The organism is Pseudoalteromonas sp. GCY (assembly GCF_016695175.1).
Lineage (GTDB): Bacteria > Pseudomonadota > Gammaproteobacteria > Enterobacterales > Alteromonadaceae > Pseudoalteromonas.
Genome location: NZ_CP068022.1, coordinates 88,824 through 103,421, shown reverse-complemented (window position 1 = coordinate 103,421; position 14,598 = coordinate 88,824). Strand labels below are relative to the sequence as shown.

Annotated in this window: 17 protein-coding genes; 1 reads left to right on the top strand and 16 read right to left on the bottom strand. The window is 42.9% G+C overall.

Annotated features, from left to right (window positions below):
* The 16 genes from secD to JJQ94_RS00345 all read right to left on the bottom strand — a co-directional run bounded on the left by secD (position 1) and on the right by JJQ94_RS00345 (position 13,418).
* Positions 1-1,833, bottom strand: a complete 1,833-nt coding sequence (gene secD / locus JJQ94_RS00420; RefSeq protein WP_099029587.1) for a protein translocase subunit SecD — start codon at positions 1,831-1,833, stop codon at positions 1-3.
* Positions 1,834-1,951: 118 nt separating this feature from the next.
* Positions 1,952-2,428, bottom strand: a complete 477-nt coding sequence (locus JJQ94_RS00415; protein ID WP_099029586.1) for a hypothetical protein — start codon at positions 2,426-2,428, stop codon at positions 1,952-1,954.
* A 145-nt stretch (positions 2,429-2,573) separates the two neighbouring features.
* Complete coding sequence (locus JJQ94_RS00410) at positions 2,574-2,849, bottom strand: HU family DNA-binding protein (RefSeq protein WP_095726573.1); 276 nt, start codon at positions 2,847-2,849, stop codon at positions 2,574-2,576.
* A 154-nt stretch (positions 2,850-3,003) separates the two neighbouring features.
* Entirely contained in the window at positions 3,004-3,528 is a 525-nt protein-coding gene (locus JJQ94_RS00405) for a DUF2878 family protein (RefSeq protein ID WP_099029585.1), read from the bottom strand.
* Positions 3,500-4,762 (bottom strand): SAM-dependent methyltransferase, encoded by a 1,263-nt coding sequence (locus JJQ94_RS00400; RefSeq protein ID WP_099029584.1) that lies wholly within the window; start codon positions 4,760-4,762, stop codon positions 3,500-3,502. The genes JJQ94_RS00405 and JJQ94_RS00400 overlap by 29 nt, the downstream gene beginning before the upstream one ends.
* A gap of 1 nt (position 4,763) precedes the next feature.
* Positions 4,764-5,495 carry a DUF1365 domain-containing protein gene (locus JJQ94_RS00395; protein ID WP_099029583.1) on the bottom strand — a complete coding sequence of 244 codons (732 nt, stop codon included), beginning with the start codon at positions 5,493-5,495 and terminating at the stop codon, positions 4,764-4,766.
* Positions 5,492-6,745 carry an NAD(P)/FAD-dependent oxidoreductase gene (locus JJQ94_RS00390; protein ID WP_099029582.1) on the bottom strand — a complete coding sequence of 418 codons (1,254 nt, stop codon included), beginning with the start codon at positions 6,743-6,745 and terminating at the stop codon, positions 5,492-5,494. The genes JJQ94_RS00395 and JJQ94_RS00390 overlap by 4 nt, the downstream gene beginning before the upstream one ends.
* Positions 6,738-7,454 (bottom strand): SDR family NAD(P)-dependent oxidoreductase, encoded by a 717-nt coding sequence (locus JJQ94_RS00385; protein ID WP_099029581.1) that lies wholly within the window; start codon positions 7,452-7,454, stop codon positions 6,738-6,740. Before JJQ94_RS00385 ends, JJQ94_RS00390 begins: the two co-directional genes overlap by 8 nt.
* Positions 7,451-7,876: a nuclear transport factor 2 family protein gene (locus JJQ94_RS00380; protein WP_099029580.1), complete on the bottom strand. Its 426-nt coding sequence runs from the start codon at positions 7,874-7,876 to the stop codon at positions 7,451-7,453. Before JJQ94_RS00380 ends, JJQ94_RS00385 begins: the two co-directional genes overlap by 4 nt.
* Before the next feature lie 6 nt (positions 7,877-7,882).
* Positions 7,883-9,262, bottom strand: coding sequence for a deoxyribodipyrimidine photo-lyase (phrB, locus tag JJQ94_RS00375; protein ID WP_099029579.1), 1,380 nt, complete (start codon positions 9,260-9,262; stop codon positions 7,883-7,885).
* Positions 9,263-9,264: 2 nt separating this feature from the next.
* Positions 9,265-10,224 (bottom strand): YbgA family protein, encoded by a 960-nt coding sequence (locus JJQ94_RS00370; RefSeq protein WP_099029578.1) that lies wholly within the window; start codon positions 10,222-10,224, stop codon positions 9,265-9,267.
* 15 nt (positions 10,225-10,239) lie between these two features.
* The gene (locus JJQ94_RS00365; protein WP_099029577.1) at positions 10,240-10,890 is read right to left on the bottom strand and encodes a ChrR family anti-sigma-E factor; all 651 of its coding nucleotides are present in this window, start codon (positions 10,888-10,890) and stop codon (positions 10,240-10,242) included.
* Positions 10,887-11,504: a sigma-70 family RNA polymerase sigma factor gene (locus JJQ94_RS00360; RefSeq protein WP_099029576.1), complete on the bottom strand. Its 618-nt coding sequence runs from the start codon at positions 11,502-11,504 to the stop codon at positions 10,887-10,889. The genes JJQ94_RS00365 and JJQ94_RS00360 overlap by 4 nt, the downstream gene beginning before the upstream one ends.
* 60 nt (positions 11,505-11,564) lie before the next feature.
* Positions 11,565-12,137: an LON peptidase substrate-binding domain-containing protein gene (locus JJQ94_RS00355; protein WP_099029575.1), complete on the bottom strand. Its 573-nt coding sequence runs from the start codon at positions 12,135-12,137 to the stop codon at positions 11,565-11,567.
* A gap of 80 nt (positions 12,138-12,217) precedes the next feature.
* A complete protein-coding gene (locus JJQ94_RS00350; RefSeq protein WP_099029574.1) occupies positions 12,218-12,538 on the bottom strand; it encodes an MGMT family protein in 321 nt (106 codons plus the stop codon).
* A complete protein-coding gene (locus JJQ94_RS00345; protein ID WP_010377177.1) occupies positions 12,504-13,418 on the bottom strand; it encodes a LysR family transcriptional regulator in 915 nt (304 codons plus the stop codon). The genes JJQ94_RS00350 and JJQ94_RS00345 overlap by 35 nt, the downstream gene beginning before the upstream one ends.
* A 100-nt stretch (positions 13,419-13,518) precedes the next feature.
* Here JJQ94_RS00345 and JJQ94_RS00340 point away from each other — a divergent pair, with 100 nt between their 5' ends.
* Positions 13,519-14,598, top strand: a complete 1,080-nt coding sequence (locus JJQ94_RS00340) for an efflux RND transporter periplasmic adaptor subunit (protein ID WP_099029573.1) — start codon at positions 13,519-13,521, stop codon at positions 14,596-14,598.

Genomic DNA, 14,598 nt, shown 5'->3' with positions numbered 1-14,598 from the left:
TTACTTTGCGCCTTTACGTGATTTTGAATAAAGAGATTCTGATAACATACCGGAGACGACCACACCGGCGAAAATACTGGTTACTATGCCCAGCGCCAAGGTGATCGCGAACCCTTTTACTGGTCCATAACCGATACCAAGTAGGATAAGAGCAGTTATCATCGTGGTTAAGTTGGCATCGATAATGCTCGACATGGCTTGTTGATAACCTTGCTTTAATGCAGTAACCATCCCAATGCCTTTACGCCTTAATTCGCGAACTCGCTCAAAAATAATAACATTGGTGTCGACGGCCATACCGATAGTCAAAACCAAGCCCGCAATGCCGGGTAAGGTAAGCACAACACCAGGAAGCAGCGACATTAATCCAATCAGGCAAACTAAGTTTACCAGTAATGAGGTAATGGCCACTGCGCCTAGCTTGCGATACCATACTGCCATAAACAGCAAAGTTAGGCTTAGCCCTAACGCCAAAGCTTTAAAGCCGCTTTCAATATTCTTTTCGCCCAATGAAGGACCAATGGTTTGCTCTTTCACAATGGTGATTGGTGCGTCTAGAGAACCCGCCCGCAACAGTAATGCTAACTCCTGCGCACGTTCCATTGACTGCATATTGGTAATACTGAATCGGGTATTTAATACTTGTTGAATAGTGGCTACGGAAATCACTTCGGTTTTGCGCTTAATCTCTCCTTTTGTATCCGCGTAATATTCGCTGAATACGGTGGCCATTGGTTTACCAACATTGTTTCTAGAAAATCGGTTTATCTTTTCACCACCTTGAGAAGATAAGAATAGTTGCACTAAAGGCTTTCCGTATTCGTCTCTTCCTGCTGTTGCGGACTCTATTTCATCTCCGCCAAAAATGGCAACTGGGTCGACTGAAACCAGAGCGCCAGATTTATCCTTTAATTTTTGACCTCCCATTTCTTGTAATGCATGAAATGAAAGCTTTGCTGTTGCGCCGATAATACGCTTGGCTTGTTCTGGGTCTTGCACGCCAGGTAATTCAATTCGTATATAATTAGTGCCTTGACGTTGCGTAACCGCTTCTGTGATCCCGAGTTCCTCAATACGCGAACGTAAAGTAGACAGCGCTTGGGTCATTAACTGCTTATCGAACTCTGCTTTTTTCGCTTCGGCAAAACGGAAATTAACTTTCGTTAAACTGCCTTGTTTATGAGTTGTATTGGTAAATTGTGGATAGAGTTCGCGCAGTGTAGCAATAAGCGCAACGAGTTCATTTTGCCCTTGCGCTTTAGCTATGACCTCAACCTGCTCGCCACTGATAACTTGAGGAATAGATAGATTACGATAACGATTTTTGATCCGTAGGCTATTGGCTTCGTCTGCGAGTGACTGCAATTTATTTTGTGCCGCTTGTTCTGTGTCAACCTTGAGTACGAACAACACACCGCCGTCCAAGTCTAGTCCTAGCTTGATAGGTTTGAGTCCTGTGCTTTCTAACCACTGTGGCATCGTCGAAGTACTAACAACCTTAACACTTAGCTTTGAGTGAGACTCAGCCATATAAGCACGCGCTTCGGCGGTTAGCGTGCGGTTTTCAAGTTCAACTAAATAGCCACCTTGATGAGACTCGATTTGCTTGACTTTGAATCCCTCTCCTTCTAACTGAGATTTAAGCTCAGGCAGCGACAGAGACACAACCTCGTTACTACTTGCTTGAATTTGAATCAAATTCTTATTGGGATACAAGTTTGGTAGTGCACAAAGGATCAACAGGAACACAATAAGCGCAGTAAAAAAGCGTTTTGCACGCGCGTTGGCACCACGAGGGGTTGATGGCCTCGTTGGCGAATTTATATCTTTCATATTTTTCTCATTATCTATCTGAGCGATACCGATTTGCTAACGAATACTGTTCATACAGACGTTAGGGTGCTGGTATCAAAAACTACTATTTGGGTGCTTTATTGGTAGTAGATAATGATTATGAGGCGAAGTTGAGGCTGCCTTTGAAGGTTAAGTTTGCCGGCTTACAGTTGTCGATAAAGCCATTATTTGGCCGAGTATCACACATATACCAAGGCACGGGTTTAGGTCTATTGATGTCATAGACTGAGGCCGGTACATATTTTTCTGCTGCAAGCTCAAATACAAGCGCATATTCGGCTTGTTGTTTAGGATGTAGAAAATAACTAGGGTGGCTAGTACGCTCACGTTCCGGCAATAAGCCCTTTTCGTGATGTGTGGTTTCACCACTGAGCTTTATTGGAGTCGCAGAACTTGGCTTACTGGGTAACTGATTGGAGTCAGCGAGGCCCTTCTGGGTGATGTTTTCGAAGCTCGTGCTGTTAGTATCACCAGTATGGGAAAAGTGATAATCAGGCGTTCCTGTCGCGCACGCAGCAGTTACCCATAACAACATGAGTAATGACATAACGGCAAAAAGGTTAGAACGCTTCATGAAAACAGATTAAATAACTTATTAGATAAAAATACAAGATTGGGGTGATGGTAGCAAATTCAAGATAGCGGTATCAATTATAATGAATATGATAGGTATAAAAAAAACCTCCGACTTGGGAGGTTTTCCTTGTCCAGCGAGTGGATTAAAGATTTACTTGGTCTTTTAGGCCTTTACCTGCTTTGAACGAAGGAATGTTCGCAGCTGGGATTTGGATTTCAGCGCCAGTTTGTGGGTTACGACCAGTACGCGCAGCGCGCTCTTTTACTGAGAATGTGCCAAAACCAACTAAAGCAACAGAACCGCCATCTTTTAGTGTGTTAGTTACTGCGCCAGTAAACGCTTCCAAAGCACGAGTTGCCGCTGCTTTTGAAATCTCTGCGTCTGCCGCCATCTTTTCAACTAGTTGAGCTTTATTCATTATTAGATTCCTATAACTTTATAATTTGCCTAAGCAAAACCTATGTTTATGCATTTTGCGTTTATGTGCAACCCCAAAATTGCGAAATTCGACGAAATATTTATTATTTTATTGCGTTTCGCCCCGGATCCTGTGGGTTTGTAATCAAACGCTATCAATTTGCTGGCATCTGCGCAAGCTTTGTACCCCATAAAATGCGATTAAAACTCACTATCAGGTAGAACCCCACACTCCACAGCGCGCCAAATGCTGGCCAAAAAATGTACCAAGGCATTGAGATAGAAACTACATCAAAGTTAGCTGCACCAAGATAGCTTGGTGGCGCACAGACCAAAAATATCACTAGCAATATCGGCGCTTTGAGTGTTAATAGTTTGGAAAGTGCATTATTTATTGTCAGCACCAAGGCAACCCACAAAACCCAAAGCCAAAGCGGAAGTAACTCACTACCTTGGTAATTGATGAGCTGGGTTTTGACCGCAATCAATTCAATGCCCATTCCTATGGCGGGCCCCACGAGCGCAAGCACCAAATTGAGACGCTTATTTTGGTGCCCTGCGAGCATAACGAGACAGCCAACCAACATCAACCAAAGCGCGTCTGCTTGAAAAAATAATGCAGCAAACCAAACACTTTGGAAGAGTAGCGCGTTAGTAATCCAATGTTTGAGTACAGACATTTGACTGGTATCTTGGTTTTCTGGCGACTAAATGCACGGCACTGGTTGCTCTGCGTTTAAAAGCCCCCTCGCAGTAGCATAAATAAAATTGCCAAAGGCGATAAAAGCGTTCATCGAAACGTTTACTATCAAGCGAAGGCCATGCTTTTTCAAACCGAACACGCCAATCGTATAGCGTTCTGGCATAGTGCAGACCGATATCATGGAGTTCGTGGACAACCATATCGGTGGAATTTACAATTTGCTTGCTCATTTCACTCACGGAAGGAAGACAACCGCCAGGGAAGATGTACTGCTGAATAAAATCTGATTGCTTAAGGTAATGTTGATAACGCTGACAGGCGATGGTAATGGCCTGAATAAGCATCGCGCCTGTCGGCTTTAGCAAGTCATTGCATTTGGCAAAAAAGCCCGATAAATAAGCGTGTCCAACTGCTTCAATCATTTCAATGGACACAAGTTTGTCGTATTGGCCGTCCAAATCGCGATAATCTTTTTTTAGTAGTGTGATGTGCTGCTGCAACCCTTCTTTTTCAATTAGCGCTTTTACGTAGTCATGCTGCTCTTCTGAAATGGTTGTCGTGGTTATGTGGCAGCCGTAGTTTTTTGCAGCATAAACCGCAAATGCGCCCCACCCGGTGCCAATCTCAACAACTTTGTCAGTTGCCTGAAGATCCAAGCGCTCGCAGATTGCGGCTAACTTATGTTGCTGCGCTTCTTCAAGCGATGCTTCCTTTGAGGGATACACGGCACTAGAGTACAGCATTTCTTCACTTAAAAACGATTCATACAGGTCATTACCAAGGTCGTAGTGGGCCACAATGTTACGCTTTGAGCCTTGTTTTGAGTTTTTGTTTTTAAGATGCTTTATCTTATTCGCAATGCCAGAGAAAAATGCAAACTTATTTTCAAAGGCATCCAGCTGAGCTTGGTTTAGGACGAAGATCTCAATCAGTTTGGTTAAATCTGAACAACTCCAGTGACCAAGAATGTAAGATTCGCCTGCTCCGACACTGCCGCCAAGTGCAAATAGCTTATACATTTGCGCTGAATGAACATGAATATCAACGCTTAGGCTTGTTTCTGACTCACCAAAACAGTATTTTTGGTCGCCTTCGACAAGTACCACTTTTCCGGTTTCTAAGGTATTCAACGCGCCAAAGACGAGCTTTTTATACACTCTATCGAATGTAGAAAGCGAAAGTGATGAGGATATTGTCGTGGTATTTTCCATCTTATACTCTTCCGGGATGCCCAACAAAAGGCACTTTTTTTAAAAATAACTTCAACGCTTGCCAGTAGATACCTTTAGCTATGCTCCATGTCATTGCAGGAAACCGCTTGAGCAATTGATTAATATTTGCTTCATTGAGTTCCTGTTTTTTGAGCGTCATCGTGGCATCAAATAGCAATTCGTCACCTTTTCTATTTTCAATATGGATTAGCGTATTACTACCGGGTGGCTTTACTTTCCAATGATAGTGCATATCCAAATTCATAAAAGGTGATACGTGAAATTGCTTTTTAAAGTTCACTTCTTTATTTAATTCAACTAAATAAAAATGACGCTCATTCCAAGGCGTGTTACTTACCTCAGCGAGCATATGGCTAAAACCAGAGCCCTTCTCGTCTTCAAAAAAGTAGAAATTAACCGGACTGAAGTAAAAGCCTAAACAGCGTATTTGCGCCATTAAATATACTTTTGTTTGTGAGGAAACGGGTTTACCTAGCGCATTTGACTTAGCACGTGCGCGCTCAACTAAGCTTTCGCCCTCTGTGAGGATATAGTCAGCTTGATTGAATTTGAGGAGTTTTAAGCCGGATGTACCAAACTTTGACGAAATACTATTGAGTGCGTCGAACTCACTTAAATCTAGCCACATCATATACATGGGATAGGAAAATGCGTGTCTGGCATGGGCGAATCGCCGATGCCGAACTTTGCCTACCAGTATTGCACTGTTCAAAATGAGATACCCAATTGCTCGGCCACGTCTATCGCACTTCTCACACCATCTTCATGAAAGCCGTTAAACCAGTACGCACCACAAAAATAACTATGATGTTTACCATCGATGTCAACTTTACGTTTTTGAGCCGCAATGCTGGTGGTATTGAATACTGGATGATGATAGACAAATCGGCAGATAACTTTGTCTTCAGCGATCCCTTCATCATGATTTAACGTGACACAGTATTGATGTTTGGCACCAAGCCCTTGCAGTATGTTCATTTGATAGGTGACAACAGCGGCTTTGTCCGTCGCTTCGTTTAATAAATAGTTCCAACTGGCCCACGCCAGACGACGTTTTGGCAATAAACGGGTATCAGTGTGTAGCACCACTGAGTTTGCAGTATAAGGGATTGCGCCAAGTATCGCTTGTTCATCACTCGATGGTGTATTTAGTAATGCTAATGCCTGATCGCTATGACATGCAAAGACGACTTTATCGAAGTACTCGTTACGGCCATCTTTGAAGACGATGGTCACACCAGATTCATCACGAACCACTGTCTCGATGTTGGCATTAAGCACAATATTGTCTTTAAATTCTGCCACTAATGGTTGAATGTATTCCCTTGAACCTCCAGGGATAACATACCATTGAGGGCGATTTGTGATGTCCAAGAGCCCATGGTTGAAGAAAAACTGGACAAAGAATTTAGCTTCAAAATCGAGCATTTCTTTGATGCTGGTTGACCAGATTGCGGCGCCCATCGGCAAGATATAGTGCAGCTTAAAAAATTCATTAAATTGGTGTTGCTGTAATAGTTTGCCAAGCGTTTCAACACCTTGATAGTCGTCTTTTTCATACAATGACTTACAGAGACTATTAAAACGCACAATATCCTTTAGCAATCGCCAGAAAGTTGGTCTCAGTAGGTTACGCTTTTGTGCAAATAACGTACGGAGTGAATGGCCATTGTACTCAAACTTGGATTGACTGTTGTGAACACTAAAGCTCATTTCAGTTTCTTGGCGACTAACACCAATTTCAGCCAGCAGCTTTTCAAATTTTGGATAGGTTCTGTCGTTAAATACGATAAAGCCGGTATCAATCGCGAGTTTTTCACCTTGGTATTCAACATCAATAGTTGCCGTATGTCCGCCAATATAATCATTTTTTTCAAAGACTTTCACGTCATGTTGACGACTTAAAAGGTATGCTGCGGTCATACCTGAAATACCGCTTCCAATTATTGCAATCTTAGCCACGGGCTATCCTTTTTGCGAGAGGTAACCACAACGAAAACGGCAGTAACCTGAGAAGTTTTAAAAATAGGGTAAATCTTTTTGGGAAATGTATTTCTTTGCTGCGCTTTTCTATTCCTTTGCTAATGTAACCAACGGCCTCATCGACACTTACAATAAATGGCATCGGAAAGTCGTTTTTATCTGTCAACGGCGTTTCTACAAATCCTGGGTGAACTAAGGTGACATCAATATCTTTTAATGTTGCTGTCAGGGTGCGCGCTAAATAGCTGACAGCCGCTTTCGAAGCACCATAAGCTTCTGCACGAGGTAAAGGTAAAAATGCACTACTGGAACTCACGATACAAAGTTGCCCGCCTGTTTTAATTTTTGGCACTAATACGTCTAGGCAGTGGCCGATTGAGATGACATTGATATTCATCACTCGCTCAAACAGATGGCCGTCAAATTGGTTGGGATTATCAATATACTCACAACCACCTGCGTTGAGGATCACAAGATCCAAACCGTCAATATCTTTGAAATTATTTTCTATCTCATCGCGGTTTGTTAAATCAAATGCTTTGCTCTTTGCGCCTACGCTGTTTTCTAATTCGCCTAACACTTCTTGATTGCGGCCACAAGCAGTTACTTGATGGGACTGTTTTGCATAAAATTCAGCAAGACCTTTACCTATCCCTGATGTTGCGCCAGTAATTAAGATGTTACTCATGCCGTGATCCTTTTATCTAATAACCGAATAACACCACCGAGCAGTGGGACCTGGCGATACAGCATTTGCGCACTGTCAAAGTAATCCCGGTGTTGCGCCACTTTTTCGCCAATAAAACTCAAGCGACTATGACCATCGACTTCTATGAGCTTACCGCCATTTAGCTTGGGGTGTTGATAGGACATAGTCCAGTAGATAAAGCTGACGTCATCGACTTGATAGGCATTCGAAACGAGAAACTCGATTTCAGAGACATTTTCATATAACCCCTGAAAATAGCTCGTTAGCGCATCAAGTCCTTGAATTTTATGAAAAGGATCTAAAAAACTAATGTCCTCGGTGTAAATTGAAGCCAATTTACCTAGGCAATGTTTGTCCATTTCATTATAAATTGCCACGAATCGCTGCGTTCTGTGATCCATACCTATTTAAACCTTAAATGCGTCAAGTGCTCTCGCCCTTGCTTCTTTATGATCAACCAGCGGCTCTACATAGTCGTCCTTTCCGCCAAATGCCGCTAAATAGTCATGGGGAAAATGAATATGCTTTGCTGGAACATTTTTCAATTCAGGCACATATGTACGAATAAAAGAACCATCGGGATCAAACTTTTCGCTCTGCGTGATGGGATTAAAAATGCGAAAATAAGGCTGCGCGTCACACCCCGTACTTGCAGCCCACTGCCAGCCACCATTATTACTGGCAAGGTCTCCGTCTATTAATTTTGACATGAAATAGGCTTCGCCTTCGCGCCAATCGATGAGCAAGTGTTTGGTTAAAAAGCTGGCAACAATCATGCGTAGTCGATTGTGCATCCAGCCGGTTTTATTGAGCTGTCGCATTGCCGCATCGACAATCGGGTAGCCAGTTTGACCATTACACCAGAGCTCAAACGCTTGGCTATCGTCGCGCCACCTAACCGCGTTATATTTATCATTGAAATTAAAACCTTTACATAAACGCGGGAAAGCGACGATAAGATGGCGATAAAACTCACGCCAGATAAGTTCGTTCACCCAACAAAACTCTGGCTTACTTGGGTTTTCAAGCACTTCAGGGTAGTGAAGTTGGATCTGTGCGATGAGCTGCTTGGGGGACACAATGCCTAATGCCAAGTATGGACTGAGCCCTGAAGTTCCTTTGATTGCAGGGAAATCACGGTCATCTTGGTAGTCTGTTAGTTTGTCCTTAATAAAACGATTTACAATCGTGATAATGGCATTATCATCGGCAGGCCACTTTTCAGATTCATTAGTCATCTCGAAGAAAGTTGGCTTTTTGAAGTTTGCTTCATGTTGTTTGTCCAATGGCCAGCTGGAGAAGTGAAATTGCTGCCCGACAAAACGCTTTAACCATGCTTTTTTATAGGGGGTAAACACCTTAAACATCTCACCGGAGCCCGTAAGCACAGAGCCCGGTTTGGCGACGAGATCGCCATCGAATAATTTTAACGTAATCAAAGTTTCACACGCTTCATCGCGCGCCACTTCATTTACTTCGTATTCTTTATTTGCATATAAGCAATCAATGCCTTTATCGTCACAAATAACTTGAAGCTGCGCCGGTAGCTCAGCGAATGTGCTCGCTTCAACTATATGTAGCGTAATGCCAAATTCACTAAGCTGATTGCCAAGCTCAAGTAATCTGCGCTCAAGTAGGTCGAGCTGAATACTGGCTACGTTGTGTGATTGCCATTGTGGCTTGCAATAAAAAAAGAGCGCATCGCGTGCGCCCTTATTCACGGCTTCAATCAAAGCCTCGTTGCCGTAAACCCTGAGATCACGGCGAAACCAAAAAGCTGCTTTCATTATTAAATCCCGAATCTTAAACGCAGTTCGTTGGGGTATGGGTCAAAGTACACTTGGCTTTGCAAATATTCTTTAGGATGCACAGTAAGGTGATGCTTGAGCAAGGTCAACGGCACATACAAAGGCACAATACCTTTTCGATATTGCTCTATTGCGCCGCACATTTCTTGCTTTTCGATGCTCGAAAGCTCGTTCTTAAAATATCCCTGTAGATGCGTTAACGTGTTTGCTTGATTTTTGCGATTGGCAGGCTTGCTCAGTGCTGACATCAAACCACTGATGTATTTATGTTTCAGTGTCTCTCTATCAAATTGTTTGCCATCACCAAGCAGACGCCCTAAGTCTTTATAGGCTTGGTAATTATGGCTCATCAACAGATATTTGTGCTTGGCGTGAAAATTCGTCAGCTCGTGTAGACCAATGTTTTCGGATTGAGTCAATTCTTGCCAGCTTTTATAGACAAATACCCGCATCACGAAGTTTTCTCTGAGATGCATGTCGTTCAATCTGCCGTTTTCCTCGCAAGGCAAAAGCGGATTGTGTTTTATGATTTGCTCAGCAAAAATACCAATACCTTCAGATGTATTGCCTGTTCCTGCTTCGTTATAAACCTTAACACGCTCCATTCCGCAGCTTGGGCTTTTGGCGCAAAATACAAAACCGGAAAGGCTTTGTGTCTGTGAGGTAGCAACCTTTTCGCCAAATTCTCTAAGCTTGGGTGCGACATCTTCTTTACCGTCGGGGCGGCTTACTTTGATAATGTCCCCGACTCGGATCTGTCTTATGGTCGGTCTTGGAATTGGCATACCTATCGCAACTTCCGGACAAAAGCGCACATACTCAACATGTTCGGCGAATTCATCCATACAAAAGTTTGAACGCTTGTGGCCTGAGTCAAATCTTACCTTGTCGCCAGCCAAACACGCGCTAATGCCAATTTTTATTGGTGATGAAAATTTCATTTCGCAACTATTCCCTTAATAAATCAACTTACCAATTGGGTTCAACAGCTTACTTAAACCTTTATTAAAGTGTAGTGCACTACTTACTACAGTAAAGCACAGGCAGCCTTCTTTTGTGTGCGGAGAATGATTATGTTTGCCGTCTTGCCAAATAAAGTCGCCCGGTGCATATTCACCCGCCTCATCTGCGAAATCACCGTCAAGTAATAGAGTGATTTCAAAGCCTGTGTGGGTATGCTCTGGGATTTCACCCTCCGCGTCAATTTGTAGAAGGCTTGAGCGTAAGTCGTCGTCTTCTAGCAATAACCGAGAGCGGGCGATTTTCCCTACGCCTGAAAATTTAGTGCGGTCGATATTCGCAATAGCCCGAGGTAACTGAACATCCCTTCCCTGATAGTGAAATGTTGGTTGAATGAATTCTTTAACTTCGTCTATTTCGTCATCCAGTGTTATCGCTTGCATCATTGCCTCGAAATCGGAGCTCAATGCAGAGTCGGAGTTCCCCCCAAGCTGAACACTCGCTTCTTGCGCTTCAAGCTGTTGGGTCTTTTTCTGACAACATGGACACATCTCGACATGTGCTGCAATTGCGACACTGATGCTTGCAGGCAAATTGCCTTCAACAAATTGCCTTAATAATGAGTCGTTAGGGTGATGCTTAATCATGCTTGATCTCCCATTTCTGCGCGAAGTTTTTGTAAGGCGAGCCGTAAACGTGACTTAACTGTCCCGACAGGTATATTAAGATGCTCAGCCAATTGCTCTTGAGACATTTCTTGAAAGTACACGCCTTTTACTATGTCTCGCTGTGCAGGCGGCAACTTGTTGATGTATTTTTGAATTTGCGCCGTTTGCAAATGATCTTGAAAACCATCGTCAGCCTGCGAATCTTGAATTATCGGCCAAATGTCTTCACTGATGTGTTCTTCTTTATTACTCTTCAATTTACGCAGTGCATCGAAAGACGCATTGCGCATCACTGTATAAATCCAAGTTGTGGCTGCGCCTTTATCATGGTGATAGAGGTGGGCTTTACGCCACACTGACGTCATCGTGTCTTGGACAAGCTCCATCGCTTGGGCGTCGTTACCAAATTGTTTCACACCAAAGCGCCTAATTTTTGGCGCAAAGTACTCAAACAAGAACGCAAAAGCTTTACGATCTCGTTTTTCTGCAACCTTGACTAAAGCGTCTGATAACGCTTGAGAGGGAGTTTCTTGCACTGCTTTGCGAGTTCCTGATTGAACGTTGCAACCTGTAGATTGCTGTTGGCCTAACATAGCTCACCTTCCAATTTATAATTACAGGCTTTAATACGCTGGAAAAATTGGAATGGATCACTATTTTTCGTCTAATACAGTATGTAAGAACTTTGCCACCTGTTCAAATGTTTGTGCTTGTTTTATTTTCAGTTTTTGGGTCATCGAGATGGGTAAAATTTCTAGCCAACGATAAGCTACCCAAAGAGGCTGAGTAAAATGCTTGTCGCGGTATAAATCATCGAGGATGGGGTTGGCGATAAAAACACTTTGTAGCTTATCAACAAGGGTTTCATCAACCAAACTAAGTGCTTCTTCACTACATTGCCATGGCGGTCCGTCAATAATGTCACAATCGCCGTAGCGTAAAGATTGCGTGTCCACTTCCACATTGCTGATCGTGACACGTGTTAGTGCCTCAACATCAATTAGCAGTTGGCCATCCTCGTCTTGCGAGAAGTCGACAATTTTGACGTGCACGCCTTCTTTCGGCACATTGTGCGGCATATCACCCACGTATGGGCACAGCACAAAACCTTGCTCTGTTTTAGCGGCCTCTTTTACCATGTATAAATAGCGCTGTTCAAAGATCCGCAAACGGGTGAACCCGCCTGGAAGCAAAAATATTGGCAATGGAAATAAAGCTAGTTTCATAATTCCCGTTCTAACACTCAAAAACTAACAATAATTACGACTGCCTTATTTATCTGGATCAGTTGACGCTAAATTTATGCTTATTCCCAAACACAGTGTTTAGCTATCACGTTACTAGTTGAGAATGTGACGCCCTCAGCTTGCAAGCGTGACTTTTGCTGCTGAAATTTACTACTGTCTTGAGGAAATGAAATACGTCGTTGGCTATTTACTACTCTGTACCAAGGTAACGTTGAACCTTGCGGTAGGTTTTTTAATAATTGGCCCACCTTTCTCGCATGTTTTGGAGAGCCAGCTAATCTCGCTATTTGCCCATACGACGCAACTTTTCCAAATGGGATACCGCCAATTACGGTGAAGACTTTTTCAGCGAGTTCTTGTTGAGGATTGCTGCTTTTCATATTGAATATTTAACTCTTTTAATTTGTCCCAAAAATATCTTGCTACCGGCCCATGGTGGGAAATATGCAAACGATACGCGTGGATTTCAGCTTCAAACTCGTCTTTTCTATCAAACACCCTCACTTGTTGCAAAACACCAGACTCTAATTCTTCTCTACAAAGGTCAAGGCCGATTAAGGCATAGCCCATACCTTGTAATAAGTATCTTTTTATTGCTAGTGCGTCATCGAGTTTCATGACATTGTTACTGTTTCTGTATGCCAAGCGCTCACTGTCAAACTTGAACTTACTTTCTTTCATTGCAAGAGATGGGTATTGCGCAAGCTCTGAAAAACTAAGTTCGGGTGGCATGTAACCTGTTAATGACACTAAGCCTAATTTTACGTGTCCAATTGGCATTGATTCTAAATCGCCAGTTGAATGAAAAAGGTCAAACCAAGGGCCAATGCCAAGATTCGCAATCCCCTGTGTGACTTGCTCAAGCGCAAAGAACCGTTTACCACTAGAGATATTCATTTCGGTTGCGGGAAACTTAATGAAGGCATTGCCTAATACTTGATCAATTTGGTTTTGATATACGATCGGTTCGTAACAGATGTTAAAGCTTGGTTCATTACCCGCCGCGAATTCAGTCGCGAGTAATGACAAATCTCTATGATGATTAAGCAATTTTTCGGCTTCAAAATAAAATCGACGACCTTGCTCTGTTAACACATTGCGATATTTCTCACGCTCAAAAAGGGCAAATCCCAAGGATTGTTCTAATCTTTTAATTGATTGAGAGACCGCAGGCTGTGTCTTATGAAGCTTATTTGCCGCTTCGGTAAGGCTAGGCGCTTCAACAACGGTGCAAAACGCTGCTAAGTCCGAAATCTTCATAAATAAATCTTATGCAGTATAGAATGTTTTATAATTTTTATTTTATATGTAATTCCATTATTCTGCACGCATTAAAATTGACGTTGTCATGGAGAACAATATGTTAAGAGTGTTTTCTGGAATTGTGTTGGCTACCCTATTAGTGGGTTGCCAAGAGCAAGCAGAACAAGCCCCAACAGAAGCCCCTAACCGACCGGTTAAAATTCACACGGTTTCGGATCCAAATAGCAGCACGCTTCGCAGTTTCCCTGCTGAAGTGGTAGCAAACCAAGGCTCTTATCTTGCCTTTCGTGTGAATGGCGAACTTATCGAGTTTCCAGTTCTCGCAGGCCAAGATGTACAAAAAGGGCAATTGCTAGCAAAGCTCGATCCTGAAGATTTCAATCTGCAATATGAACAACGTAAAGCCCAATTTGAACTTGCTAAATCGCAGTTATCGAGAATTGAGCCTCTATTCGAAAAAGGCATAGCGACTAAAGCTGAGTTTGATAAAGCAAATGCGGATAAACAAGTTGCTGAATCTGCATTTAAAATTGCCAAAACAAACCTTGAATATAGCGAACTTAGAGCACCGTTTAGTGGTACGGTTGCCAAGGTATTTGTCAAAAATTATGAAAACGTGGTAGCAAAGCAGAATATCCTTCGCCTTGAAACACGCGATATGATGGATGTGGTTATTCAGGTTCCTGAGCGCATCGTTGCACGTGTTGATAAAGATTCTGATTACAAACCGACCGTTGTTTTTGATGGCTATCCAAGTAAGTCTTACCCGCTTGCGATCAAGGAGTGGGATACTCAGGCAGACCCTGCAACCTTAACCTACAAAGTCGTATTTAGTCTTCCAATCCCTGAAGACTTTAATTTGTTCGCAGGTATGACTGGCCATGTTTACGTCGACCCAAGCAAAATCACGAACCGTGAAAATACGGCAATCATAGTACCTAACCAAGCTGTATTCTCCGATAAAAAGCAAGGCACAGAGGGGAATAGTTACGTATGGGTATATCTAAGTGATAAACAAACCGTCACTAAACGCGAAGTTACCGTTGGCCAACTTAATCATACCGGTATTGAGGTATTGTCGGGTATTGAGCCCGGTGAGGAAATTGTTGCCGCGGGCGTGCATTACTTGCAAGAAGGCGCAAAAGTGAGACCTTGGACTAAAGAAAGAGGTCTATAA